This window comes from Telluria sp. B2 (assembly GCF_051789535.1).
Taxonomy (GTDB): Bacteria; Pseudomonadota; Gammaproteobacteria; order Burkholderiales; family Burkholderiaceae_D; genus Telluria.
In genome coordinates, this window is record NZ_CP196525.1 from 3422676 (window position 1) to 3446583 (window position 23908).

23 protein-coding genes are annotated in these 23908 nt (G+C 67.6%); 18 read left to right on the forward strand and 5 right to left on the reverse strand.

The genetic code is table 11. The features are described from left to right. The first annotated feature begins 44 nt into the window (after positions 1 to 44). The 4 genes from ACSUZJ_RS15195 (at position 45) to ACSUZJ_RS15210 (ending at position 3207) form a co-directional block, all read left to right on the forward strand. On the forward strand, positions 45 to 446 hold the full coding sequence (locus tag ACSUZJ_RS15195; RefSeq protein ID WP_499409499.1) for a hypothetical protein: 402 nt from the start codon (positions 45 to 47) through the stop codon (positions 444 to 446). A gap of 218 nt (positions 447 to 664) precedes the next feature. Then, complete coding sequence (locus ACSUZJ_RS15200) at positions 665 to 1063, forward strand: hypothetical protein (protein ID WP_499409501.1); 399 nt, start codon at positions 665 to 667, stop codon at positions 1061 to 1063. A gap of 126 nt (positions 1064 to 1189) precedes the next feature. After that, on the forward strand, positions 1190 to 2215 hold the full coding sequence (locus ACSUZJ_RS15205; RefSeq protein WP_499409503.1) for an HDOD domain-containing protein: 1026 nt from the start codon (positions 1190 to 1192) through the stop codon (positions 2213 to 2215). Continuing rightward, positions 2215 to 3207, forward strand: coding sequence for a 5'-nucleotidase (locus tag ACSUZJ_RS15210; RefSeq protein ID WP_499409505.1), 993 nt, complete (start codon positions 2215 to 2217; stop codon positions 3205 to 3207). The genes ACSUZJ_RS15205 and ACSUZJ_RS15210 overlap by 1 nt, the downstream gene beginning before the upstream one ends. A gap of 7 nt (positions 3208 to 3214) precedes the next feature. On the opposite strand, the gene ACSUZJ_RS15215 is transcribed toward ACSUZJ_RS15210, so the two are convergent. Next, positions 3215 to 4576 (reverse strand): serine hydrolase domain-containing protein, encoded by a 1362-nt coding sequence (locus tag ACSUZJ_RS15215; RefSeq protein ID WP_499409507.1) that lies wholly within the window; start codon positions 4574 to 4576, stop codon positions 3215 to 3217. A 107-nt stretch (positions 4577 to 4683) separates the two neighbouring features. On the opposite strand from ACSUZJ_RS15215, the gene ACSUZJ_RS15220 reads away from it, so the two are divergent. Next, complete coding sequence (locus ACSUZJ_RS15220; RefSeq protein ID WP_499409509.1) at positions 4684 to 5769, forward strand: endonuclease/exonuclease/phosphatase family protein; 1086 nt, start codon at positions 4684 to 4686, stop codon at positions 5767 to 5769. Between the two features lie 179 nt (positions 5770 to 5948). Here ACSUZJ_RS15220 and ACSUZJ_RS15225 read toward each other — a convergent pair whose 3' ends face one another. After that, positions 5949 to 6416, reverse strand: a complete 468-nt coding sequence (locus ACSUZJ_RS15225; RefSeq protein ID WP_499409511.1) for an Lrp/AsnC family transcriptional regulator — start codon at positions 6414 to 6416, stop codon at positions 5949 to 5951. Positions 6417 to 6649: 233 nt separating this feature from the next. Between ACSUZJ_RS15225 and ACSUZJ_RS15230 the strand changes: the two genes are divergently transcribed. The 11 genes from ACSUZJ_RS15230 to ACSUZJ_RS15280 all read left to right on the forward strand — a co-directional run bounded on the left by ACSUZJ_RS15230 (position 6650) and on the right by ACSUZJ_RS15280 (position 20768). Further along, positions 6650 to 7585, forward strand: coding sequence for a DMT family transporter (locus ACSUZJ_RS15230; RefSeq protein ID WP_499409513.1), 936 nt, complete (start codon positions 6650 to 6652; stop codon positions 7583 to 7585). 202 nt (positions 7586 to 7787) lie between these two features. After that, positions 7788 to 11234: a transcription-repair coupling factor gene (gene mfd, locus ACSUZJ_RS15235; protein WP_499409515.1), complete on the forward strand. Its 3447-nt coding sequence runs from the start codon at positions 7788 to 7790 to the stop codon at positions 11232 to 11234. Between the two features lie 5 nt (positions 11235 to 11239). Beyond that, entirely contained in the window at positions 11240 to 12088 is an 849-nt protein-coding gene (serB, locus tag ACSUZJ_RS15240) for a phosphoserine phosphatase SerB (RefSeq protein WP_499409517.1), read from the forward strand. Between the two features lie 359 nt (positions 12089 to 12447). After that, positions 12448 to 13758 carry an SGNH/GDSL hydrolase family protein gene (locus tag ACSUZJ_RS15245; RefSeq protein ID WP_499409519.1) on the forward strand — a complete coding sequence of 437 codons (1311 nt, stop codon included), beginning with the start codon at positions 12448 to 12450 and terminating at the stop codon, positions 13756 to 13758. Positions 13759 to 13859: 101 nt separating this feature from the next. Continuing rightward, entirely contained in the window at positions 13860 to 14246 is a 387-nt protein-coding gene (locus ACSUZJ_RS15250; protein ID WP_499409521.1) for a hypothetical protein, read from the forward strand. 286 nt (positions 14247 to 14532) lie between these two features. Continuing rightward, entirely contained in the window at positions 14533 to 15690 is a 1158-nt protein-coding gene (locus ACSUZJ_RS15255; protein ID WP_499409523.1) for an ABC transporter substrate-binding protein, read from the forward strand. A 178-nt stretch (positions 15691 to 15868) separates the two neighbouring features. Then, complete coding sequence (locus ACSUZJ_RS15260) at positions 15869 to 16759, forward strand: branched-chain amino acid ABC transporter permease (RefSeq protein WP_499409525.1); 891 nt, start codon at positions 15869 to 15871, stop codon at positions 16757 to 16759. 2 nt (positions 16760 to 16761) lie between these two features. After that, positions 16762 to 18720 (forward strand): branched-chain amino acid ABC transporter ATP-binding protein/permease, encoded by a 1959-nt coding sequence (locus ACSUZJ_RS15265; RefSeq protein WP_499409527.1) that lies wholly within the window; start codon positions 16762 to 16764, stop codon positions 18718 to 18720. Between the two features lie 8 nt (positions 18721 to 18728). Continuing rightward, positions 18729 to 19457 carry an ABC transporter ATP-binding protein gene (locus ACSUZJ_RS15270; protein ID WP_499409529.1) on the forward strand — a complete coding sequence of 243 codons (729 nt, stop codon included), beginning with the start codon at positions 18729 to 18731 and terminating at the stop codon, positions 19455 to 19457. Between the two features lie 34 nt (positions 19458 to 19491). Beyond that, positions 19492 to 20400, forward strand: a complete 909-nt coding sequence (locus ACSUZJ_RS15275; RefSeq protein WP_499409531.1) for an EamA family transporter — start codon at positions 19492 to 19494, stop codon at positions 20398 to 20400. Positions 20401 to 20447: 47 nt separating this feature from the next. Beyond that, a complete protein-coding gene (locus ACSUZJ_RS15280) occupies positions 20448 to 20768 on the forward strand; it encodes a hypothetical protein (RefSeq protein ID WP_499409533.1) in 321 nt (106 codons plus the stop codon). Positions 20769 to 20810: 42 nt separating this feature from the next. On the opposite strand, the gene ACSUZJ_RS15285 is transcribed toward ACSUZJ_RS15280, so the two are convergent. From ACSUZJ_RS15285 to ACSUZJ_RS15295, 3 genes are read right to left on the reverse strand one after another with little or no spacing between them, the layout of a single operon-like run. Next, positions 20811 to 21227 (reverse strand): hypothetical protein, encoded by a 417-nt coding sequence (locus ACSUZJ_RS15285; RefSeq protein ID WP_499409535.1) that lies wholly within the window; start codon positions 21225 to 21227, stop codon positions 20811 to 20813. Then, positions 21224 to 22039 (reverse strand): Mut7-C RNAse domain-containing protein, encoded by an 816-nt coding sequence (locus ACSUZJ_RS15290; protein ID WP_499409537.1) that lies wholly within the window; start codon positions 22037 to 22039, stop codon positions 21224 to 21226. The genes ACSUZJ_RS15285 and ACSUZJ_RS15290 overlap by 4 nt, the downstream gene beginning before the upstream one ends. Positions 22040 to 22049: 10 nt before the next feature. Then, positions 22050 to 22811, reverse strand: a complete 762-nt coding sequence (locus ACSUZJ_RS15295) for a DUF72 domain-containing protein (RefSeq protein ID WP_499409539.1) — start codon at positions 22809 to 22811, stop codon at positions 22050 to 22052. Positions 22812 to 22949: 138 nt separating this feature from the next. On the opposite strand from ACSUZJ_RS15295, the gene trxC reads away from it, so the two are divergent. Together trxC and ACSUZJ_RS15305 are read left to right on the forward strand one after the other, a co-directional pair. Continuing rightward, entirely contained in the window at positions 22950 to 23384 is a 435-nt protein-coding gene (gene trxC, locus ACSUZJ_RS15300) for a thioredoxin TrxC (RefSeq protein ID WP_499409541.1), read from the forward strand. Positions 23385 to 23477: 93 nt separating this feature from the next. Next, entirely contained in the window at positions 23478 to 23840 is a 363-nt protein-coding gene (locus ACSUZJ_RS15305; protein WP_499409543.1) for a DUF4870 family protein, read from the forward strand. Positions 23841 to 23908 lie beyond the last annotated feature (68 nt).

Here is a 23908-nt window from a genome sequence, read left to right on the forward strand (position 1 = left end):
ATCGCTCGCATGATGGCATCCTCAATCAAAAAAGGAGGACTACCATGAAGCGCACCACCATGAGCATCACGCTCGCGGGCCTGATGGCCCTCGGCCTGGCAGCATGCAGCTCGACCGGCACCGATTCGATGAACAGCAGCACCAGCAGCACCAGCGGCTCGAGCATGTCGGGCACGACCAGCAGCGGCGGCACCGTCAACGCCAACCGCAGCGACGGCAGCGGCACCACCGGCACCGGCGGCTACTACGGCAGCGGCGCAGGCAGCGCCAACGGCAATGTTGCTCCGGCCACCGGCTCGGTCGGCACCGCCACCGGCACCATGGGCACCACCGGCACCACCGGCACCATCGGCACCCAGGGCACCACCCGCGAAACCGCGGTCCAGGGCACCAGCACCAGCGGCAGCGCCGGCAATTCCCAGAGCACCGGCAGCAACGGCCGCTGATTCTGTCCCCTTATTCCCTGCGCGGTCCCGCCGCGCAGGCCCCATCATTTCCCCTTGGCAGTACCGCGCCACCCTGGCGACAACGATGCATGCCACCAAGACACAGGCAATATCCTGACTGTCCGGTATCTCCTACAAACGCTCTCGTTTTCTTCCTATAGCGAAGCGAGCACCGCGCTCGCATGATGAAAGCCTCACACGACAACGGAGGAAAACCTATGAAGCGCACTTATCTGAGCGTCATGCTGGCCGGCCTGATGGGCCTGGGCCTGGCGGCCTGCAGCTCCACCGGTATGGGCGACACCTCGTCGGGCACCAGCTCGTCGGGCACCATGGGCAGCGGCGCGACCACCGGCTCGGGCATGTCGGGTACCAGCGGCTCGGGCACTTCGGGCTCGACCACGGGCACGGGCTCAACCTCCGGCACCTCGGGCAACTGGGGCACCTCGGGCAGCGGCACCTCCGGCGCCACCGGTACGACGGGCACCACCGGGACTTCGGGCATGAGCGGCACCTCGGGCACTACTGGCACCTCGGGTACCACTGGCACTTCGGGCACGACCGGCACCTCGGGTACGACCGGCACCACCGGCACCACCACGGGCACCGGCCGCTAAGCCATCGCACCGCGCGGCGCGCCCCACGGCGCGCCGCATTCCGGCGCCTGTCGCCCCCGCAGCACATCCCTCATCCGCCCCCTCGGGTAGAATCCTTCACTCCGATACGGCCGACACTTCCCGACAATGAAAAACTGGATCGCGCGCCTGCTTGGCGGGTCCTCCACGCACGCCTCGCCGCGCGCCGGCGGGCAACCGGCCCGGCCCGCCGCCGGCACCGGTACGTCCGCGGCACCGGCGCCAGGCACGGACCTGGACACGGCCCGCGCACTCGACCTCGCCTTCTACCGCTGGCTGGCCGGCCCCGCCAGGAGCGAGGCGCCGCCGGCCCGCGAGGCGCTGATCCTGGGCGAACTGGCGCGGCTTGCGCATGCGCCGGCGCAGGCGGCCGGGCTGGTGCCGCGGGTGCCTGCCGTGATCCCCGAACTGCTGCGCAGCCTGCGCGACGAAAGCATCTCCGGCGCCGACCTGGCGCGCATGGTGGCGCAGGACGTGGTGCTGGTGGGCGAAGTGATCCGCGAAGCGAACAGCTCCTGGTACCGCCCGCCGACGCCGGTGCGCACCATCGAGGGCGCCCTGCTGCTGCTGGGCCGCAACGGCTTGCGCATGCTGCTGGCGCGGGTGGCCTTCCGTCCGGTGTTCAGGCTGCAGGGCGGACGCCTGGCCGCGCAGGCGGCGCCGCAGGTCTGGAGCCAGTCCGAGAAATGCGCGTTCGCGGCCAGCACCCTGGCGCCGAGCTTCGGCGCCGATCCTTTCGAGGCCTACCTGGCCGGGCTGGTGCAGAACGTCGGCCTGGTCGTGGCCTTGCGCGTGATCGACCAGGTCGAGGGCGGCGCGGCGCTGCCGGACTCCCCCGCTTTCGCATTCGGACTGCTCGTCCACGCCCGGCGCCTGGCCCACGGGATCGCGCTGCACTGGCAGTTTCCGGAAAGCGTGGCCGGCGCTATCCTCGAAGGCGAACGCCGTGGCGACGACGCGAGCGCCTCGCCCCTGGCCCGGGTGCTGGCAACGAGCGACCGCCTGGCCAAGCTGCGCCTGCTGGAAGACGCCGGCGCCGTGGACGCGGACGACCCGCTGTTGAGCGCCATCGTCGGCACCCGCCTGCGCCCCTGCTATGATCGGCTTCGTCCAAACCAAGCGGAGGAAGGTTGATGCCGTTCCCGATAGAACAAAAACTCGTCATCGGCGTCGCCTCGAGCGCGCTGTTCGACCTCGCCGAGTCGCACCAGGTCTACGTCAGGCATGGCGCCGAGGAGTACCGCGCCTACCAGGAGCAGCACCTGGACACCATCCTCGGCAAGGGCGTGGCCTTTCCCTTCATCCGGCGCTTCCTGAACATCAATAAATGCTTCCCGCGCCAGTCGCCGGTCGAGGTAGTGCTGTTTTCAAGGAATTCGCCCGAGACCGGCCTGCGCGTGATGCGCTCGATCGCCCACTATGGCCTGGACATCTCGCGCGCGGCCTTCATGAACGGGAAATCGCCCTACCCCTACCTGCCGGCCTTCAACGCCTCGCTCTTCCTGAGCGCCAACGAGGAAGACGTCAAGAGCGCGATCGCCGTCGACTACCCGGCCGGCCTGGTGCTGCCCTCGAAGATCGCCGACGAGGACGACGACCTGGAACTGCGCGTGGCCTTCGACTTCGACGGCGTGCTGGCCGACGACGAGTCGGAGACGGTCTTCAAGCGCAACAACGACCTCGGCGAATTCCATGCGCACGAAACCCTGCACGTGGCGCGCCCGCACAGCCCCGGACCGCTGGCCGCCATGTTCCGCCAGCTGGCCATCCTGCAGCGCCTGGAAGAGCGCGCCCAGCGCCGCGACCCCGGCTACCGGCGCATCGTGCGCATCGCCATCATCACCGCGCGCAACGCGCCCTCGCACGAGCGCGTCGTGACCACGCTGAAAAGCTGGGGCGTGTCGGCCGACGAGACCTTCTTCCTCGGCGGGATGGACAAGTCGCGCGTGCTGGCGGTGTTCAAGCCCCACATCTTCTTCGACGACCAGATGGCCCACCTGCGCGCCTCGCCCGGCGGCACCATCCCGATGGTGCATGTGCCCTTCGGGATCGCCAACCGGCGGCCGGCCGCCGCGCACGAGCCTGTAGCTGCGACGGGCGAGGCGTCCGTCCCCGCCGAGGTGTGATCCTCCTTTACCTCGGCGCCGCGATCGCCCCGCGGTAGAGCGCGTCGGTGATGCGCTCCTGGAAGCGCGCCTCCGACGAGAAGCGGCCCGGCTGCAGGTCCGGGTTGGCGCCGACGCCGCTGGCGACATAGATCATGCCGTCCTTCGTCGCCGGGTCGAACACGAAGAGCGCGTTCAGTCCCCAGGACCAGCCCAGGTGCCCCACGCCCGTGAAGCCGCCGCCCTCGACCAAACGGTCGCCGCGCGGCCGTCCCGGCCCAGGGCTGCTGGCGTCGACGAAGTGCTGGTTGCCGATGCCCCAGGCGTGGTACAGGCCGCGGAAGTTGTCGCTGTCGCCGTTGCCGTTGCTGCCGTCCGGGCTGGCGGTCCACTGCCGCGACAGCATGGTGGCGATGGTGTCCGGCGCGAGGATCCGGGCGTCGCCGTGGCGGCCACCGTTCATCAGCATCAGCATGATGTCGGCCAGCTCGTCGGCCGAGATGCGCAGGCTGCCCTGGGGGCCGAACAGGGTGCCGTTGGTGCCGACCGCGTAGCGCTCCAGCCCGGGCGGCGCGCCCGGCGGTTCGACGCCGAAGTCGTCGGCCTGGGCGATCCAGGGCCCGGCGGGGTCCCAGGCCTCGGCGCCATCCTTTTCGCGCTTGCGGTAGAGCGTCGCGACGTCCTGCACGCGCGCCGGCGCGAAGTCGGCCAGGTAGAAGCCGGCCTTCAGGCCCATCGGGTCGAAGACCAGCGCGCGCATCAGGCGGTCGAAACGCTGGCCGGCGACGCGCTCCATGACGGTCGCCACCAGGCCGTAGTTGAAGTTCACGTACTCGAACCAGCCGCCGGGCCCGTGGTCGCCGGCCCAGGCGGCGCCCCTGCCGTAGTGGCGCCCGCCCGGCAGCAGCACCTCGCGCAGGTCGACGTCCGGCGCCCACTTGAAGCCGCCCTCGTCGCGCAGCGACGAGGTGTGGGTCAGCAGCATGCGCAGGGTGATCGCCCGGTCGGGAAAATGCGGGTTGCGCAGGCGATAGCCGAGGTAGTCGCTCACGTCCCGGTCGAGCGCCAGGCGGCCCTGCTCGACCATCTTCATGGCGCCGAGAGTGGTGACGAACTTCGAGATCGAGGCGATGCGAAACAGGGTGTTGGCGTCGACCGGCTCGGCCGGCCTGCCGTTGGCGGCCAGGCGCCTGCTGCCGAACTGGCGGCTGTAGACCACCTCGCCGCGGCGCACGGCCACCACCGCCAATCCAGGCAGGGGCAGGCCGGGGTCGTCGACGATGGCCTGCAAGGTGCGCGTCAGCGCCTCGACCTGTGGCGGCGGCAAGGGAGTAGCGAACGCCGAGGTGGCGAGGACGGACAGGGCAAGCATTGTGCGCAGGGCGTTCATGGATTCGGGAAGCGTGACTCGGTTTGTGTTCGTTTGCGAACATGAGAATGTACAGACTCAAGGCATACTAGGCAAACTTGCCAAGAATAATAAATCCAAGGTACACCATGCACTTTCCGATCATCGCCGTCCTGGTCGCACTCATCCTGCTTGCCACGCTCCTGCCCTTCTCGCACCGCACGGGCTGGTGGATCCGCGACCTCGACTTTCCGCGCCTGCAGATCGCCTTCCTGGCGCTCGGGACGCTGGTGGCGGAGCTGGGCCTGCTCGACCTGGCGGACCCCGCCAGCGAGGCCCTGGTTGCCGTCACCGCCGGCTGCCTGCTGTACCAGGCCTGGTGGATCATCCCTTACACCCGGGTATATCCGCACGAGGTCAAGGTGGCGGCGAACGTCGACGAGGCCGAGCGGATCCGCGTCCTGACCGCCAATGTGTTCACGCCAAACCGCAACGCGGACGGCCTGATCGCGCTGATCCGCCAGCACCGGCCGGACGTCTTCGTGACCCTGGAGTCGGACGGCTGGTGGCAGGAACGCCTCGACACGCTCGAAGCGGACTACCCGTATTCGATGAAGTGCCCGCTCGACAACCTCTACGGCATGCACGTGTATTCGCGCCTGGCGCTGGAAGACACGGCGATCCAGTTCCTGGTCGAGGACGACATCCCATCGATGCACGCGCTGGTGGTGCTGGAATCGGGACGCAAGGTGCGCATGCACTTCCTGCACCCGGCGCCGCCCAGCCCGACCGAGCACGACGAATCGACCGAGCGCGACGCCGAGCTGCTGGTGGTGGCCAAGAGCGTGGCCGGCCTGGATACCCCGGTGGTGGTGGCGGGCGACCTGAACGACGTGGCGTGGTCGGTCACGACGCGGCTGTTCCGCAAGATCAGCGGCCTGCTCGACCCGCGCATCGGACGCGGCATGTTCAACACCTTCCACGCCGGCATCCCTTTCCTGCGCTGGCCGCTCGACCACCTGTTCCACAGCCGGCACTTCACCCTCTCCTTCATCCGCCGCCTGCCCAAGTTCGGCTCCGACCACTTCCCGATGCTGGTCGAGCTGGCCTACGACAGGAAGCACGGCGCGGACCAGGAAGGCCTGCAGGCCGACGCCGACGACGAGGCCCTGGCGCGCGAAAAGATCGCGGCCGAGCCGGTGAAGGTGTCGGATGTGCACGAGCCGCAGGCGTGACTGGCCCGGCTTTTCGTGGTTTTCGTAGGGTGGACACCTGTGTCCACGCGGTCATACATGTGCCTGCCCTGACGTGAACCGCCAGGCCGCAGGAGCGGGTTACCCGGCGCTACGCGGCATCGATGTCATTGCTCATCCGCCGCACAGCGTGGACTCGGGAGTCCACCCTACAACACCATCTACGGCGCCACCGACGCCGCCCGCTTCAGGCAGCGCAGCGTAAACGTCGAGCGCGTATGCTTCACTCCCGGCAGCTTGTACAGCTTCTGGCGCAGGAAGCGTTCGTAGCCTTCCGTTCCCGACACCGCCACCTTGATCAGGTAATCGTATTCACCCGACAGCAGATAGGCCTCCATCACTTCCGGCAGGTCGGCCAGCGCATCCTGGAAGGCCTGGAAGATCTCGTCGTCGTGGCGGTCGACCGTGACCTCGATGATCACCGTGTCGGGCAGGCCGAGCGCGCGCTGGTCGAGCACCGCGACATAGCCCTGGACGTGGCCCGATTCCTCGAGCGCCTTGACCCGGTGCCAGCAGGGCGTGGGCGAGAGGTTGACCGTGTCCGCCAGCTTCTGGTTGCTGATGCGCCCGTCGCGGCTGAGGGTGCGCAGTATCTTGCGGTCGATCTCGTCGAGCAAACCGTCCTTCATCGCAATCCGTCCTTTGCAAATAATTAAGCCCGAAGATAGTTCTTCCATATTTTAGCCCAACCATGGAAGAGTCTTCCGGCGCATTGGCAAATGCGCCATGCATACGAAAGAATATTTTTTGTGCATCGCAGTAAAATCGATGCCTCCCTATCAAGCACAGCAAAGCGCCTCCCCCGGTTGCCTCATGAGGGCTCCGTTGTATGGCGGCGCAGCATTCCCGTTTTGGAGTTTTCGTGTCAGAAGCAGCATCCCGCGCCGGACTAGGCTACCGCGACGATCCTTTCGCAGCCGAACTGCCGCTCATGTTCGCCGCGCCCGCCCTGTTCGCCGCCAACCTGGTGGTGGCGCGCTGGGCCGAAAGCGCCGCCATTCCGCCCGTCTTCCTCGCCTTCGGCCGCTGGGCGCTGGCCTTTGCCATCCTGCTGCCCACCGTCGGCCCGCGCCTGTGGGCGCTGCGCGGCGTGCTGCTGGCGAACTGGCCGCGCATCCTGCTGCTGGCCGGTCTCGGCATGGGCATGGCGGTCGCGCCGCAATACATCGGCGCGCGCCATACCAGCGCGGCCAACATCGCCATCATTTTCGCGGCCTGTCCGGCGCTGGTGACCCTGATCGAAACCCTGGTGTGGAAGGCGCCCCTGCACAAGCGCCAGGCCGGCGGCATGCTGCTGGCCATTGCCGGCGCCCTGCTGGTACTCTCGAAAGGCGACCTGGCGGCCCTGGGCGCCATGCACTTCGGTCCGGGCGACCCCTGGGTGATCGCGGCCGCGTGCGGCTGGGCCCTGTACACCGTGCTGGGACGGCGCATGCCGCTGCCGCCGCTGCCGGCCACCTGCAAGCTGGCCAGCCTGATCCTGGGCGGCGCCCTGGTGCTGGCCCCGTTCGCCGCACTGGAAGCGGCCAGCGGCACGGTGCCCGATTTCGGCGACCCGCGCCTCTACATGGCCCTGGCCTTCCTGGCCGTGGTGCCGAGCCTGGGCGCCTACTTCTGCTTCGACCGCCTGGTATCGATCGCCGGCCCCGCGCGCGCCAGCATGTCGCTCTACCTGATCCCGCTGTTCGCCACCCTGGCCGCCTGGCCGCTGCTCGGAGAGGCGCCGCGCCTCTACCATGCGGCGGGCTTCGGCTTCATCCTGGCGGGCGTCGTGGTGTCGAGCATGCGCAGGCGATAGAGCGCCTGAAAAGCCCTCATGGCTGCGTTGCATTCGTCTCGCCGTACTATTCGTACTGTCTTCGACGATGCACCTTGCCCTGAGGGCTTTGTCAGACGCTCTGGTGGTCGGCCGCGTGGGCGCGCATGGGCGCGCGGGGGCAAAACCATGCCCCTTCGTCTATAATGAACGACCCATCGCACCGATTGTAATGCGCGCCTGAATGCCTTTCGATCTCAACAAGCACCTCCCCAAACCGGGTAACCGTTTCGTCCTGCCGGCCCTCGCCGGCTCCTCCGACGCCTACGCGCTCGCCCTTGCCGGCCTGGCGTTCAAGGCCAACAAGCAGATGCTCACCGTCATCGTGGCGAATGCCAGCGACGGCCAGCGCCTGCTCGACGAGATCGCCTGGTTCGCCGACGGCAAGCTTTCCTGCCACCTGCTGCCGGACTGGGAAACCCTGCCCTACGATGCGTTTTCGCCGCACCAGGACCTGGTGTCCGAGCGCCTGGCGACGCTGCACGAGATCGGGAGCGGCCACTGCGACGTGCTGGTCGTGCCGGCCACCACCGCCCTGGTGCGCCTGGCGCCGCCGTCCTTCCTGGCAGCGTATACCTTCTTCTTCCGCCAGGGCGAAAGCCTGGACGAAGCCAAGCTGAAGGCCCAGCTCACCCTGGCCGGCTATACCCACGTGTCGCAGGTGATGTCGCCGGGCGAATACTCGGTGCGTGGCGGCCTGATCGACCTTTTCCCGATGGGGTCAAGCCTGCCCTACCGCCTGGACCTGTTCGGCGACGAGATCGAGACCATCCGCACTTTTGATGCCGACACCCAGCGCTCGCTGTATCCGGTGAAGGAAGTGCGCCTGCTGCCGGGCCGCGAGTTCCCGATGGACGAACAGGCGCGCACCAGTTTCCGCCGCCGCTGGCGCGAGCGCTTCGAGGGCGATCCCTCGCGCTCGCCGATCTACCGCGACATCGGCAACGGCATCGCCTCGGCCGGCATCGAATACTACCTGCCGCTGTTCTTCGAAGAGACGGCCACCCTGTTCGACTACCTGCCCAAGGACAGCCCGCTGGCCATGGTCGGCGACATCGAGGCCGCGATCGGGCGCTTCTGGCTCGACACCGACTCGCGCTACCGCTTCCTGAAGAGCGACCGCGAGCGCCCCATCCTCGAGCCGGCCGAACTCTTCCTCGGCGCCGAGCAGTTCTTCACCTGCGCCAAGCCGCACGGACGCTGGAACATCGGGCGCGACCCGAATGCGCCCGCTTCCGAGCTGTCGGCGCCGATCCCCGACATCGCCGTCAACCGCCGCCTGGAAGACCCGCTGGCCAACCTGCGCGCCTACCTGGCTGCTACCTCCTGCCGGGTGATGATCTGCGCCGACTCGAACGGCCGCCGCGAAACCCTGCAGCAATACTTCAACGAGTACAAGCTGGACGTGGCCCCGGTCGAGGGCTTCGAGGGCATGCGCGCGTCGGATGCGAAAGTCGCGCTGGGCGTGGCGCCGCTGCAGGCCGGCTTCGAACTGTTCGAACAGGCCAGCGGCTGCATCGCCTTCATCACCGAGACCGAGCTGTATGCGGGTTCGGGCCGGCGCGCCGGCAAGAAGAAGCAGGAAGCGACCAGCCAGGTCGAGTCCATGGTGCGCGACCTGTCGGAGCTGAAGGTGGGCGACCCGGTGGTGCACATCAACCACGGCATCGGCCGCTACATGGGCCTGATGAGCATGGACCTGGGCGAAGGCGAGACCGAGTTCCTGCACCTGGAATACGCCAAGGAGACCAAGCTCTACGTGCCGGTCTCGCAGCTGCACGTGATCTCCCGCTACTCCGGCACGTCGCCCGAAGACGCGCCGCTGCACGCCCTGGGCTCGGGCCAGTGGGACAAGGCCAAGCGCAAGGCCGCCGAACAGGTGCGCGACACCGCCGCCGAACTGCTCAACCTGTACGCCCGCCGCGCCGCGCGCCAGGGCCACGCCTTCGAATACTCCGCGATCGACTACGAGAACTTCGCCCAGAGCTTCGGCTTCGACGAGACGCCGGACCAGGCGGAGGCAATCAACAACGTCATCAGGGACATGACCTCGGGCCGGCCGATGGACCGCCTGGTCTGCGGCGACGTTGGCTTCGGCAAGACCGAGGTCGCCCTGCGCGCCGCCTTCATCGCCGTCATGGGCGGCAAGCAGGTGGCGATCCTGGCGCCGACGACGCTCCTGGCCGAACAGCATGCGCAAACCTTCGCCGACCGCTTCGCCGACTGGCCGGTGAGAATCGCCGAGCTCTCGCGCTTCCGCACCGGAAAGGAGATCAACAACGCGATCAAGGGCATGGCCGACGGCACGCTCGATATCGTGATCGGCACCCACAAGCTGCTGTCGCCGGACGTGAAGTTCACGCGCCTGGGGCTGGTCATCATCGACGAGGAACACCGCTTCGGCGTGCGCCAGAAGGAAGCCCTGAAGGCCCTGCGCGCCGAGGTCGACGTGCTGACCCTGACCGCGACGCCGATCCCGCGCACGCTCGGCATGGCCCTGGAGGGCCTGCGGGACTTCTCGATCATCGCCACCGCGCCGCAGAAGCGCCTGGCGATCAAGACGTTTGTCCGCAGCGAGGATGGCTCCGTCATCCGTGAGGCCTGCCTGCGCGAACTGAAACGCGGCGGCCAGATCTACTTCCTGCACAACGAGGTCGAGACCATCGAGAACCGCCACGCGATGCTGCGCGAGCTGCTGCCCGAGGCGCGCATCGGCATCGCCCACGGCCAGATGCACGAGCGCGACCTGGAAAAGGTGATGCGCGACTTCGTGGCCCAGCGCTTCAACATCCTGCTGTGCACCACCATCATCGAGACCGGCATCGACGTGCCGACCGCGAACACCATCATCATGCACCGGGCCGATAAATTCGGCCTGGCCCAGCTGCACCAGCTGCGCGGACGCGTCGGCCGCTCGCACCACCAGGCCTATGCTTACCTGCTGGTGAACGACGTGTCGAACCTCACCAAGCAGGCGCAGCGCCGCCTGGACGCGATCCAGCAGATGGAGGAACTGGGCAGCGGCTTCTACCTCGCCATGCACGACCTGGAGATCCGCGGCGCCGGCGAGGTATTGGGCGAGAACCAGTCGGGCGAGATGCTCGAAGTGGGCTTCCAGCTGTATTCCGACATGCTGAACGAGGCGGTGCGCTCGCTAAAGGCCGGCAAGGAGCCGGACCTGGCCGCGCCCCTGTCGTCGACGACCGAGATCAACCTGCACTGCCCGGCGCTGCTGCCGGCCGACTTCTGCGGCGACGTGCACGAGCGCCTGTCGATCTACAAGCGCCTGGCCAACTGCGAAACGCAAGGCAAGATCGACGACATGCAGGAAGAGCTGATCGACCGCTTCGGCAAACTGCCGGAGCAGGTCAAGGCGCTGATCGAGACCCACCGCCTGCGCATCGCCGCGAAACAGGTCGGCATCGTGAAGATCGACGCCCACGGGGAAGCGGCAAGCCTTCAATTCATGGAGCAGCCGCCGATCGACCCGATCAAGATCATCACCCTGATCCAGAAGAACCGTCACATCAAGCTGGCGGGCCAGGACAAGCTGCGCATCACCGCCGCCATGCCGGACCTGGCGACGCGGGTGACGCAGGTGAAGCAAACCATCAAACAACTGCTGGCATAAAGAATATGACGATGAATCTGGTATTGCAGGGGCCCGGCGCGGCGCAGGGAAAACTGGCCGCGATCGGCGCACAGGCGCGTCCCGCGCGCGTCGTGGCCCTGTCGGCGCACGCGGTCCGCTGCGAAGGCGTGCAGGCGACGCCCGAGGTGGTCAAGGCGGTGCAGACCCAGGCGCTGGTGCTGGGCGTCGACGCCACCTTCATCGAGGCCGGCCGCACGCTGCGCGACTTCGGCCTGGTGGCGATGGACATGGACTCGACCCTGATCACGATCGAGTGCATCGACGAGATCGCCGACATGCAGGGGCTGAAACCCCAGGTCGCCGAGATCACGGAAAGCGCGATGCGCGGCGAACTCGATTTCGCGGCCAGCCTGACGCGCCGCGTCGCCCTGCTCGAAGGGCTCGAGGCCACGGCGCTCGAACGCGTCTACGAGGAGCGCCTGCGCATTTCTCCCGGCGGCGAGGCGATGCTGGCCGGCGTGCAGGCGGCCGGCCTGAAGACTCTGCTGGTCTCGGGCGGCTTCACCTTCTTCACCGAGCGCCTGCAGCGGCGCCTGGGCCTGGACTATGCGCACGCCAACGTGCTCGAAGTCGTGGACGGGCGCCTGACGGGACGGGTGGTCGGCGGCATCGTCGACGCCGACGAAAAGATGCGCACCGTGCAGCGCGTCTGCGACGACCTCGGCATTCCCACCAGTCAGGCGATCGTCATGGGCGACGGCGCCAACGACCTGAAGATGATGGGGATCGCCGGCCTGTCGGTCGCCTTCCGCGCCAAGCCGGTGGTGCGCGCGCAGGCGGATGTCGCGCTCAACTTCAGCGGGCTGGACGGGTTGCTGACGGTCCTGGCCTGAGCCGGCCGCACGCTCCACATCCCATCGATACGGGCGGCGCCGTGCCGGCGCCGCCGGACCGATCCGAGCGGCTCCTTGTGTAATAAAATTTCATTAGCACACGTTTTTTGAAATAATATTTCACACGCCTCGGCGAGCGCAGACGCCCGCCCACCCCTCCTGCGCCTTCCTGTTCCATCAATTTCTTTGCTTTGGGCAATGAATTGCTACACCGCAAGGACAATCTCATCAATTCCTGCGCCAGCGCAAACGGCCTGACGAGCTTCTCTTGAGTCGGCCTCGGCGCCGCCTTAGATTGTTCATGTGGCACCGCCCGCGTCGCGAGTCCGGTATCGCCCACTTCTCGATGGAGCCAAGGTATGCACGACTTCCTGCCTGTCCCGCCTGGCGCCCGCGGCGCCGCCCGGCCCGCGCGCCGCCAGTTCCTGCGCGCCGGTCCCCTGATCGCGGCCAGCCTGGCCGCGCCGGCGCTGCCCGCGGCGGCCCAGACCGGCGCAGGCGAACGCTGGTGCGCCACCTGGGGTACGGCCCCGGCCGGCCCGCCGCCTTCCACCAGCGTCCTGGGCACCACCAGCCAGACGCTGCGCCTGATCGTGCGTGCAAGCATCGGCGGCGCGCGCGTGCGCATCCGCCTTTCCAACGAAATGGGCAGCGCCCCGCTGCGCATCGGCGCCGCCAGCATCGCCCTGCGCTCCTCGGGCTCGGCCGTTACCCAGGCCAGCCTGCGCCAGCTCAGCTTCGGGGGCCAGTCGGCCATCACCATCCCCGCCGGCGCGCCGGCGCTGTCGGACCCGGTCGAGCTCAGCGTGCCGGCCCAGGCTGACCTCGTCATCAGCCTCTACCTGCCGGGCGCCGCCGAGGCCACCACCATCCACAACCTGGCGCTCCAGACCGGCTACCTGTCGCCGGCGGGCGACTACACCTCGACCGTCGCGATGCCCGTGGCGCGCACGCTCGCGTTCTGGCCCTTCCTGACCGAGGTCGACGTCGCCGCCGCCGCGCCCGCCCTGGTCGCGCTGGGCGATTCGCTCACCGACGGCGCGCGCAGCACCAACAACAGCAACCGGCGCTGGCCGGACTACCTGTCGCGCCGGCTCCAGAGCGCGCTGGGCGCCAGCGGACGCATCGGCGTGGTCAACCGCGGCCTGAGCGCCAACCTGCTGCTGAGCGACTACGCCAACGCCATGCTGGCCGGGCGCGACGTGCTGGAACGCTTCGACCGCGACGTGCTGGCCACGAGCGGCGTGCGCTACCTGGCCCTGCTCATCGGCATCAACGACATCTGCTACAGCCCGAGCTCGAACCCGATTCCCGTGGCCGACCTGATCGCGGGCTACCGCCAGGTGGTCGCCCGCGCCCATGCGCGCGAGATCACGGTGATCGGCGCCACCCTGCCGCCGATGGAAGGCTTCGTGTACTACACGCCCGCGCGCGAAGCGGTGCGGCGCGCGGCCAACGACTGGATCCGCGGCAGCGGCGAATTCGACGCCGTGGCCGACGTCGAGTTCGCCCTGCGCGACCCGGCGAACCCGGGGCGCATCCTGCCGGCCTATGACAGCGGCGACCGCCTGCACCCGAACGACAGCGGCTACCAGGCGATCGCCAACGCCTTCCCGCTGGCGCCCTTCGTGTCGGCGACCACGCCGCCGCTCGAGTTCACCTACCGTTGAACCCGGCCCGGAACGACACGTAGTGAGGACCTGTAACAAGCTGTAATTCCACACCAAAATGGACAACGACAAACTATCATGGCGACATCAGGAGGACCGTCATGAAAAAACTCATCGTCATTGCCGCCGCGCTGGCGGCGCTCACGGGCTGCGCCACCCAGTATCCCGGCCCGGCCAACTACGGCACCCGCGGCTATGCGCAGGCCGCCGATCCCGATGGCTGGCAGGTGGTCTCGGTCACGCCGGTGCCGCTGGGCACTGGCGCGCGTGCGGGCGACGCCGGCGTGGTGACCAGCTCGCCCGTGGTCGTCAACCCGGCGCCCGCCAGCCCGGTATATGTACCGCAGACTATCTACGCGCCGGCGCCGGTCGTGGTCCAGGACCCGTACTGGTATCCGCCCGTGTCGATCGGGCTGGGCTTCAGCTTCGGCCGCAGCTGGGGTGGTCGCCACCACTACCATCCGCGCCCGCGTTTCCACCGTCGCTGAGCGGCGCCGCGCGGGGCCTTGCCGCCCGCGCCGGCACCATATTAGTGAGGCCGCACAGACCGTGCGGCCTTTTTTTTGCGCAGCAAAATACGCCTGTTTCCTTACCCCTAACTTACTTTTCCCCTGCGAGCATTTATTTCGTTTGCATGGTGCGACGCGTCACAGCAATAGATTGCTGTTGGCCAATTGCTAACCTACAATGATTTGTCGATGGCGCCTCGGCGGTGTTTTTTCCGCCTCGCGGACCAGCGTACGGCAAGACTAAAAACCACTACGGAGACAGCAAATGAATTTCAGCATGAAAGCATTGGTTGCAGGTGTAGCACTGGGTTTCTCGATGTCGGGCATGGCTGCGGAGCCGATCAAGATCGGTGTGACCGGACCGTTCACGGGCGGTTCGGCGCCGATGGGCGTGTCGATGCGCGACGGCGTCAAGCTGGCGGTGCAGGAGATCAACGCCAAGGGCGGCGTGCTGGGACGGCCCCTGCAGATGGTCGAGCGCGACGACGAGGCCAAGCCGGAACGCGGCGTGCAGATCGCCCAGGAGCTGATCAACAAGGAACGCGTCGCCGCCACCGTCGGCTACATCAACACCACCGTGGCCCTGGCCTCGCAGCGCTTCTACCAGAACGCCAAGATCCCGGTGATGAACAACGTCGCCACCGGCTCCGTGATCACCAAGCAGTTCGCCACCCAGCCCGAGAACTACATCTTCCGTAATTCCGCCAGCGACACCATCCAGTCGGCGATGATCGTCGAGGAAGCCGTGACCCGCCGCGGCTTCAAGAAGGTCGCCATCCTGGCCGACTCCACCAGCTACGGCCAGCTCGGCCGCGAAGACCTGGAAAAGACGCTGCAGCAGAAAGGCATCAAGGCCGTCGCCGTCGAAAAATACAACCTGAAGGACGTCGACATGACGCCCCAGCTGCTGAAAGCCAAGCAGGCCGGCGCCGAAGTGGTGCTCACCTACGGCATCGGCCCCGAGCTTGCGCAGATCGCCAACGGCATGGAAAAGCTGAACTGGAAGGTGCCGATGATCGGCAGCTGGACGCTCGCCATGGCCAACTTCATCGACAACGCCGGCAAGAACTCGGAAGGCACGCGCATGCCGCAGACCTTCATCCAGGAAGGCGACACCCCGCGCCGCAAGGCCTTCATCGACGCCTACATCAAGGCCTACAACCCGCCGGGCGGCCGCATGCCCTCGGCCGTCTCGGCCGCCCAGGGCTATGACTCGATCTACCTGCTGGCCGCCGCCATGAAGCAGGCCGGCAGCACCGAAGGCCCGAAAGTGAAAGCCGCACTGGAAAACCTGAACGAGAAGGTCGAGGGCGTGGTCACCACCTACAACAAGCCGTACAGCAAGACCGACCACGAAGCGATCAACTTCGAGAACACCCGCTTCGGTGAAGTGCGCGGCGGGCGCGTCGTGCTGGCCAAGTAAGCGCCGCATCGTGAGCTGACAACACGGCCAGTCCCCGACACCGGGGGCTGGCCGGGGATGCGCTGTCCTCGCGCTGTATTTGGCGCTGCCTGCGTTCCAGTTCGTCGTCACGCGTCCCTGGCGGGACAGGTTCTTTTTGTCGACCGGCGGCGCACGCGCTGCCTCACGGGTGAACATCATGGAAATTCTTCTGCAGCTGGTCTTCAGCGGGATCGCGCTCGGCATGATCTATGCCGTCATCGCATTCGGCTACCAATTAACCTTTGCCACGTCGGGCACGCTGAACTTCGGGCAGGGCGAAGCCCTGATGCTCGGCGCCCTGGTCGGCCTCAGCCTGGCCGGCAACATCCACGGCGGCCCCTACATGAGCTACTGGGTCATGATCCCGCTCGTGATCCTGTTCGGCGCGGCGCAGGGCGCCTTCGTCGAATGGATAGGCGTGCGTCCGGCGATCAAGCTGAAAAGCGAATTCGGCTGGATCATGTCGACCATCGCGCTGGCCATCATCTTCAAGAACATCGCCGAGAACATCTGGGGCAAGGAAGACATGCCCTTCCCCTCGCCGCTCGACTCCACCCCGTTCCAGGTCATGGGCGCGAACGTGCAGCCGATGCAGGTGGCGGTGATCGTCGGCGCCCTGCTCATCATGCTGGCCGTCGAGCTCTTCAACCGCAAGTCGATCTACGGCAAGGCGGTGGTGGCGACGTCGAACGACCGCGACGCCGCCGGCCTCATGGGCATCAACACCGGCCGCGTGATCACCTTCTCCTACGCGCTGTCCTCGGCCACCGCGGCCTTTGCCGGCGTGCTGGTCGCGCCGGTGACGCTGACCGGCGCCACCATGGGCGCTTCGCTCGGCCTGAAAGCCTTTGCGGTGGCGATCATCGGCGGCCTGACCTCGGGCATGGGCGCCATCGTCGGCGGCCTGATCATGGGCATCTCCGAGACGCTCGCCGGCTACTACATCTCGACCGGCTACAAGGACGTGCCGGCCCTGCTGCTGCTCCTGCTGGTGCTCGCCGTCAAACCGTCCGGCCTGTTCGGCAAGGCCGCGATCAAGAAGGTCTGACCATGAACAAGAAGACCCTCCTCGCCTCCGTCGTCGGGATCGCCGCGCTGGCGGCCTTCCCGCTGGTCGTCACCAATCCCTACTACGTCCACCTGGTCGAAACCATCCTGATCTACGCGATCCTGCTGTTCGGGCTCGACATCGTGGTCGGCTACACCGGCCAGGTCTCGCTCGGCCACGCCGGCCTGTTCGGCATCGGCTCGTATGTCACGGCGGTCCTGATCATGCATTTCGGGGCACCCTGGTACCTGGCCATCCCCGCCAGCATCCTCGGCACCGCGCTGTTCGGCGCCGTGCTCGCACTGCCCGCCCTGCGCGTGACCGGCCCCTATCTCGCAATGGTGACCCTGGCCTTCGGCACCATCATCCAGATCCTGATCAACGAGATGTCCTTCATCACCCAGGGACCGATGGGCATCACCCTGACCAAGCCGAGCGTGTTCGGACGCGAGCTGCACGAGACCGAATACTTCTACATGGTCGCGATCTTCATGGTGGCCGCGCTCACGGTCGTCCACTTCCTGCTCAAGTCGCACTTCGGGCGCGCCTTCGAAGCCCTGCGCGACAGCCCGATCGCCTCGGACTGCATGGGCGTGTCGGTGTACCGCTACAAGGTCTACGCCTTCGTCATCAGCGCCGCCCTGGCCGGCCTGGCGGGCAGCCTGTACGCCTACTCCGAGCAGTACGTCGCGCCGAACACCTACAACTTCGAGCTGACCATCCTGTTCCTGCTGGCCGTGATCATGGGCGGACGCAAGACCCGCACCGGCTCCATCATCGGCGCGATCATCGTCGTCATGCTGCCGAGCCTCCTGGCCGACATCGCGCTGTTCCGCCAGATCGCCGTGGCCGCGGCGGTGCTGGGCGTGCTCGGCTCGGCGGTCGCCCTGGCGCGCCGGCGCACCACGCCGCGCCGGGTGCTGGTACCGCTGGCCGCCACGGTCGGCCTGGCGATCTGGGCCTACCGGATCGAGAACATGGTCGACTGGCGCCTGACCATCTTCGGCCTGATGACGCTCTTCGTCGTCTACTACCTGCAGGAGGGGATCGTCGGCTTCCTGCGCCAGCTGCTCGGGCGCCGCGCCGCCCACACCCGCCCGGTCGATGCCGACAGCGCCGCCGACGCGTTCGCCGGTGTGAAGAACGAAGCGGGCAACGCCGGTGGCAGCGGCGACCTGCTGCGCGCCGAGAAGATCCTGATGCAGTTCGGCGGCCTGAAGGCCCTCAACCAGGTCGACCTGAACGTGGCGCGCGGCGCCGTGCACGGCCTGATCGGCCCGAACGGTTCCGGCAAGAGCACGATGATGAACGTCCTGACCGGCATCTACAAGCCGACCGCCGGCAACGTGGTGTTCGCCGGCGAGCGCATCACCGGCCGTTCGCCGTCCCAGATCGCGCTCGGCGGCGTGGCGCGCACCTTCCAGAACGTGCAGCTGTTCGGCGAGATGACCGCCACCGAGAACGTGCTGGTCGGCCTGCACCACAGCTTCCGCTCGAACGTGTTCGACGCCATGGTGAAGACGCCGAGAATCCGCCGCGAAGAGGCGGCGGCGCGCCGGCGCGCGGCGGCCATCCTGGACTTCGTGGGCCTGTCGAACCTGGCCGACGAGGAGGCGCGCAACCTCCCCTACGGCAAGCAGCGCCTGCTCGAGATCGGCCGCGCGCTCGCGCTCGACCCGCGCCTGCTGCTGCTCGACGAGCCGGCCGCGGGCCTGACCGCGCCCGACATCCGCGAGCTGATGGCGATCATCCGCAAGATCCGCGACCACGGCATCACGATCATCCTGATCGAGCACCACATGGACGTGGTGATGTCGATTTCCGACACCGTGACCGTGCTCGACTTCGGCCAGAAGATCGCCGAGGGCAACCCGGCCAGCGTCCAGGCCGATCCCAAGGTCATCGAGGCCTACCTCGGCGGCGCCGCCGACACCGCGCCGCCCGCCGCGGCCGCCATCTAGGAGAACACATGCTATCGATTCAACATCTGGAAGCGGCCTACGGCAAGGTGCAGGTCCTGCACGGCATCTCGCTGGAAGTGCCCAAGGGCAGCCTGGTGACCCTGATCGGCTCGAACGGGGCCGGCAAGACCACCACGATGCGCGCCATCTCCGGCATGATCAAGCCGCGCGCCGGCAAGGTCACGCTGGACGGCAAGGACATCACCGGCCTGGACTCGCACCGCATCGCGCGCAGCGGCCTGGCCCACTCGCCGGAAGGGCGGCGCGTGTTCGCCACCATGAGCGTCACCGACAACCTGCTGCTGGGCGCCTTTCCGCGCTTTACCCGGGCCCGGCCCAAGGGCGACGTGGCGCGCGACCTGGAACGCGCGATGGAACTGTTTCCGCGGCTGAAGGAGCGGCGCGAGCAGCTCGCCGGCACCCTGTCCGGGGGCGAGCAGCAGATGCTGGCCATGGCGCGCGCCGTCATGCTCAACCCCGACGTGGTGCTGCTCGACGAACCTTCGATGGGCCTGGCGCCGATCCTGGTCGAGGAAGTCTTCCGCATCATCACGCGCCTGAAAAAGGAAGGCGTGACCATGCTGCTGGTCGAGCAGTTCGCCGCTGCCGCCCTGAACGTGGCCGACTATGGCTACGTGCTGGAAAACGGCCGCATCTCGGTGCACGGCCCGGCCGAGAACCTGAAGCACGATCCGAAGGTGGTGGCGGCCTACCTCGGCGGCGGGCACGCGCATTGAGGCAGGCGAGCCTGGCGCCGGCGGCCCCGCGCCCGTGAAGGCGGCGGGCGCGCTCGGCGGGCGCGACTACCTCGCCGCGCTGTGCGTGGTGCTGGTCTGGGGCACCAACTTCGTGGCCATGAAGCTGGGCCTGCGCGAACTGACGCCCTTCCAGCTCGGGGCCGGGCGCTACCTGTTCGCCTTCCTGCCGCTGGCGTTCGTGGTGCGCCCGCCGCGCCTGGCCACGCGCTGGGTGCTGCTCTACGGCCTGTTCCAGGGCGTCGGCCAGTTCGGCCTGCTGTTCCTGGCCCTGCGCGCCGGCATGTCGGCAGCGCTGGCGCCGGTGATGCTGCAGATGCAGGTTTCCTTCACGGCCCTGTTCGGCTTCGTGCTGCTGGGCGAGCGCGTCGGGACCAGCCTGAAGGCCGCGATGGCGATCGCCGCGCTCGGGCTGGCCTGCTTTGGCGTCGACGTTGTCAAGCTCGGCGGCTCGGAAGTGAGCCTGACCGGCTTCCTGCTGACCGTCGCCTCGGCGGCGATGTGGGCGGCCTCGAACATCGTGGTGCGGCGCGCACGCGAGGCGGCGCCAGACTTCGAAGTGCTGCCCTTCATGGTCTGGAGCAGCCTGGTGCCGGTCTTCCCCTTCGTGCTGCTGTCGCTGGCCTTCGACCCGGCCGGGACGAACTGGGACTGGCGCCGCCTGTCGGCCGGCGGCTGGGCCTCGCTCGCCTACCTCGGCTGGTTCGCCACCATCCTCGGCTATGCGATGTGGACGGGCCTCCTCAAGCGCCACCCGGCAAACCGGGTCGCGCCCTTCAGCCTGGCCGTGCCGCCGGTCGGCATCGCCGCCGGCATGCTGGCCCTGGGCGACATCGTCACGCCCTGGCAATGGGCCGGCATCGCCCTGGTCGTGCTCTCGCTCGCGCTGGTCGTGTTCGGGCCGCGCCTGTGGCCGCGGCGCTGAAGCGGGCCGTTATAATGTCCGGCTTTACGCTGTCAAAAGAAAAAGACATGGACACTTCCAAATTCAAGCGCTACCCCGGTTCGCGCGCCTTCTGGTTCCTGTTCGGCGTGGGCCTGGGCGGGATGGGCCTGGTCACGGGCATCGAACGCGGCCTCACCGGCGAGACCCTGATCGGCATCGGCCTGATCCTGCTCGGCATCCAGGGCCTGCTGCGCCCGGTCGTGCTGACCCGCGCCGGCAGGATGAGCAAGGAAGAGATGTCGCGCGACGTCGCGCTCGGCAGCGATGCCTTCCACGGCGGCCTGTCGCTGGTGATGGTGGCCTGCCTGCTGGTCGGCTTCGTGCTGAAGTACATCGTCAAGGCCTGAGCGCCCGCCAAGCCCGGTTGCAGGCACGGGCCGGCGCCGGACTCAGGGTGCGCCGAACAGGTCGTGCGCATCCAGGATCGCGTAGGCAATCTCCGGCCGCTCCTGCAGCAGGCGGCGCACCGCCGCCGGGACCGACTGGCGCACCTTCCTGCACAGGCCCGGTTTATCCTCGAGCACGATGATGATGCCGCGCACGGTGCGCACTTCGTTCGGACCGGGTGCGATGCGCAGCTCGGCGCCGACGTTCTTGCGGATCAGGGCCTGCACGTGTTTGAGGTCCTCGTAGTCCGTGACGCGCTCGATGCGGGCGAGCAGGTTCTGCTCCTGGCGGCGGTCGATCGCCAGCGGGCGGTGGTCGGCCTGCGGGTCGGCCAGGACGCGTTCGTACCCGCACACGCAGGCCCCGGGCGGGCACTCGGTGCGGATGGGGTACGGCAGGCTGACGGCGGTGTCGGTCACGGCGGCGCGCTTCCTTGCTCGGGCTGCGGGTTCGGTGTCGCCGCCGATTCTAGCGCAGGATTCCCCAGGGGCGCAGCGCCACTCACGCTCGTCAACAGTGCCAGCATGCGCTTGTGGTGCGAGCCCTTCCAGAATACGCGGGCGCAGCAGTCGCAGGTATTGAATTCGTCGTGCAGCTCGCGTACCGAGGGCGGCAGGCGCTCGATCACGTCGGCCTTGGCGACCGCGCGCAGCGGCAGGTTGCAGTGCAGGCAGACCGTGAACGGCCGGGCGCTCGCGGCCAGGTCGAGGCGGTCGAACAGTTCGCGGAACTGCTCGGCGGGTTTGAGGGCATGCAGGTAGCAGCCGTGCGTGACGCTGCGCCGCTTGAGCAGCTCGCGGTCGCGGGTCAGCACTACCCGGTCCTCTTCAAGCGCGATGGCGACGATCTCGTCGTCGTGGTAATGGTTGTCGTAGAGCGTGTCGAAGCCGGCCATGCGCAGCAGGCGCGCCAGGCCGCCGAGGTGGGCGTCGGCCACGAAGCGCAGCCGCCTGAGCGGGCGCTCGCGCACCCGCAGGAGCGGCGTGATGTCGAAGGTCTCGAACTTCGGGTAGACCGCGACCCGGTCGCCCTCTTCCAGCAGGCGGTCGAAGCCGCTGCTCTCGCCGTTTACCAGGATCAGTTCGACTTCGGTGTGCGGCACGCCCAGGGCCTCGATCATGTGCTTCGTGGTGGCGGTGCGCGCGCAAGGCGCCGAGAACTCGCGCCTGCGCCGCTCGCGCGGCAGGAAGTCGTTCAGCTCTTCGTAGAAGCGGAAGCTTGCCGTCACCATGGACGCAGTATCACACCTTTGGCGGCAGCCCGTCCCGGCACGCACGCAACACGTCGAGTGCGTTGGGCACGGCTGCGCCGGCGGCCGTGTTGTCGAAGATGCACCAGACCTTGCGCCCGGCCGCGCTGTGCACGGCCAGGTCGCGCGCCAGCGCATCGAGGTAGTCCCGGGAATAGGACGAGTAATAGATGCGCGGCGCGCCGTGCAGGCGCACGTAGATGTCGTTCGTGGTCGGCACATGGGGGCCGGGCTGGCCGGCGGGCGGATCGGCGATCACGCGGGTCACGCCGCGCTCGCGCAGCACCTCGGTGGCGATGTCGCTGAACCAGCTCGGATGGCGGCCCTCGCAGGCGATCATACAGTCGAAGCGCTCCTGCAGGCGCAGGAAGAAGTCGCGCACGGTCTCGTCGTGGAAGCCGAACTTCGGCGGCAGTTGCACCAGCAGGCAGCCGAGCTTCTCGCCCAGGGCGCCCACCTCGCCGGCAAAGCGCGCCAGCAGGTCGTCGATGCCGCGCAGGCCGGCGTCGTGGGTGATCGAACGCGGCACCTTGACCGCGAAGCGGAAGGCTTCGGGCACGCTTTCGGCCCAGCGCGCATAGGTCTTGGGCTGGTGCGGACGGTAGAAGGAAGAATTGATTTCCACGACCGGGAACACGGCCGCGTAACGTTCGAGGTGACTGCCCTCGCCCGGAAAGTCTGCGGCATGCTCCGTGCGCAAGCTCCAGCCGGCGCAGCCGATCAGTTGGGTACAAGCCTGGTTCGGTATCGTCATTGGTTGATTTGCAATGTCTCTTGTCGCAATTGTACGCCCACGCGCATTGCCATGGCGCATGGTTGAGCCGGGCGGCCGGCCGACGCGCCCTGCCTGCCCGGATTACAATAAGGGCATCATGTCCGAGGAGAATAAGCCGTGAGCGATCCGATCCACATCGTCTGCCCGCAATGCGACGCCGTCAACCGTCTCGCCTCCGAGCGCCTGTCCGACAACCCGGTCTGCGGCAAGTGCGCGCAGGCGCTGTTCACCGGCCGCCCGCTCGACGTCTCGTCCGAGCGCTTCACCCGCCATATCGCGCGCAACGACATTCCGGTGCTGGTCGACTTCTGGGCCGACTGGTGCGGCCCCTGCAAGATGATGGCGCCGCATTATGCCCAGGCCGCGGCGCGCCTGGAACCGCGCGTGCGCCTGCTGAAGGTCGACACCGAACGCGCCCAGGACCTGTCGGCGCGCTTTGCGATCCGCAGCATCCCGACCCTGGCGCTGTTTCGCGGCGGACGCGAGGTCGCACGCCAGGCCGGCGCCATGGACGCGGGGCGCATCGCCGCCTGGGTCCAGTCCCATCTCTGAGCACCGGGGCACGCACGCCAGCGCGGGTTGGCTATATCACCACGCAGGACTGCTACAATCGGGCCAAGCGGGGTCGACCCGAAGGAGCCAACCATGTCGCAAGAACTCGTCCTGGACCGGGGCGTGGAAGACGCCAAGCAACTGGCGCGCATCCTCTACCTGGTCCACGCAGCCACCTTCTTCTTTTCCCTGGGCACGCTGTCGATCCTGCCGGTGATCGTCAACTACGTGAAACGGCCCGACACCACGGGCACCATGGTTTACAGCCATCACACCTGGATGATCCGCTCGTTCTGGTTCTACGTGCTGTGGATGGTCGTCGGCGGCATCCTGTTCGCATCGGTGGTCGGCATCCTGTTTGCCTTCGCGGTCTGGGGGCTCGCCTGGGTCTGGAAAGCCTATCGCCTGATTCGTGGTTTTTTGGATCTGAACAGCAATAAATCCATGCCTGTTTGAGCCTGTCTTGACGCACTGGACCGTTTTCAGGGCTAGAATGGTTTCCTTGTGGAATCATCAACCTTCAG

Coding starts and splice junctions, on each gene's coding strand:
- ACSUZJ_RS15225 (WP_499409511.1), bottom strand. CDS start 6,416: ATGAAGGACGGTTTGCTCGACGAGATCGACCGCAAGATACTGCGCACC.
- serB (WP_499409517.1), top strand. CDS start 11,240: ATGACGATGAATCTGGTATTGCAGGGGCCCGGCGCGGCGCAGGGAAAA.
- ACSUZJ_RS15270 (WP_499409529.1), top strand. CDS start 18,729: ATGCTATCGATTCAACATCTGGAAGCGGCCTACGGCAAGGTGCAGGTC.
- ACSUZJ_RS15260 (WP_499409525.1), top strand. CDS start 15,869: ATGGAAATTCTTCTGCAGCTGGTCTTCAGCGGGATCGCGCTCGGCATG.
- ACSUZJ_RS15265 (WP_499409527.1), top strand. CDS start 16,762: ATGAACAAGAAGACCCTCCTCGCCTCCGTCGTCGGGATCGCCGCGCTG.
- ACSUZJ_RS15255 (WP_499409523.1), top strand. CDS start 14,533: ATGAATTTCAGCATGAAAGCATTGGTTGCAGGTGTAGCACTGGGTTTC.
- ACSUZJ_RS15280 (WP_499409533.1), top strand. CDS start 20,448: ATGGACACTTCCAAATTCAAGCGCTACCCCGGTTCGCGCGCCTTCTGG.
- ACSUZJ_RS15250 (WP_499409521.1), top strand. CDS start 13,860: ATGAAAAAACTCATCGTCATTGCCGCCGCGCTGGCGGCGCTCACGGGC.
- ACSUZJ_RS15295 (WP_499409539.1), bottom strand. CDS start 22,811: ATGACGATACCGAACCAGGCTTGTACCCAACTGATCGGCTGCGCCGGC.
- ACSUZJ_RS15220 (WP_499409509.1), top strand. CDS start 4,684: ATGCACTTTCCGATCATCGCCGTCCTGGTCGCACTCATCCTGCTTGCC.
- ACSUZJ_RS15200 (WP_499409501.1), top strand. CDS start 665: ATGAAGCGCACTTATCTGAGCGTCATGCTGGCCGGCCTGATGGGCCTG.
- ACSUZJ_RS15305 (WP_499409543.1), top strand. CDS start 23,478: ATGTCGCAAGAACTCGTCCTGGACCGGGGCGTGGAAGACGCCAAGCAA.
- ACSUZJ_RS15210 (WP_499409505.1), top strand. CDS start 2,215: ATGCCGTTCCCGATAGAACAAAAACTCGTCATCGGCGTCGCCTCGAGC.
- ACSUZJ_RS15290 (WP_499409537.1), bottom strand. CDS start 22,039: ATGGTGACGGCAAGCTTCCGCTTCTACGAAGAGCTGAACGACTTCCTG.
- mfd (WP_499409515.1), top strand. CDS start 7,788: ATGCCTTTCGATCTCAACAAGCACCTCCCCAAACCGGGTAACCGTTTC.
- ACSUZJ_RS15215 (WP_499409507.1), bottom strand. CDS start 4,576: ATGAACGCCCTGCGCACAATGCTTGCCCTGTCCGTCCTCGCCACCTCG.
- ACSUZJ_RS15205 (WP_499409503.1), top strand. CDS start 1,190: ATGAAAAACTGGATCGCGCGCCTGCTTGGCGGGTCCTCCACGCACGCC.
- ACSUZJ_RS15195 (WP_499409499.1), top strand. CDS start 45: ATGAAGCGCACCACCATGAGCATCACGCTCGCGGGCCTGATGGCCCTC.
- ACSUZJ_RS15245 (WP_499409519.1), top strand. CDS start 12,448: ATGCACGACTTCCTGCCTGTCCCGCCTGGCGCCCGCGGCGCCGCCCGG.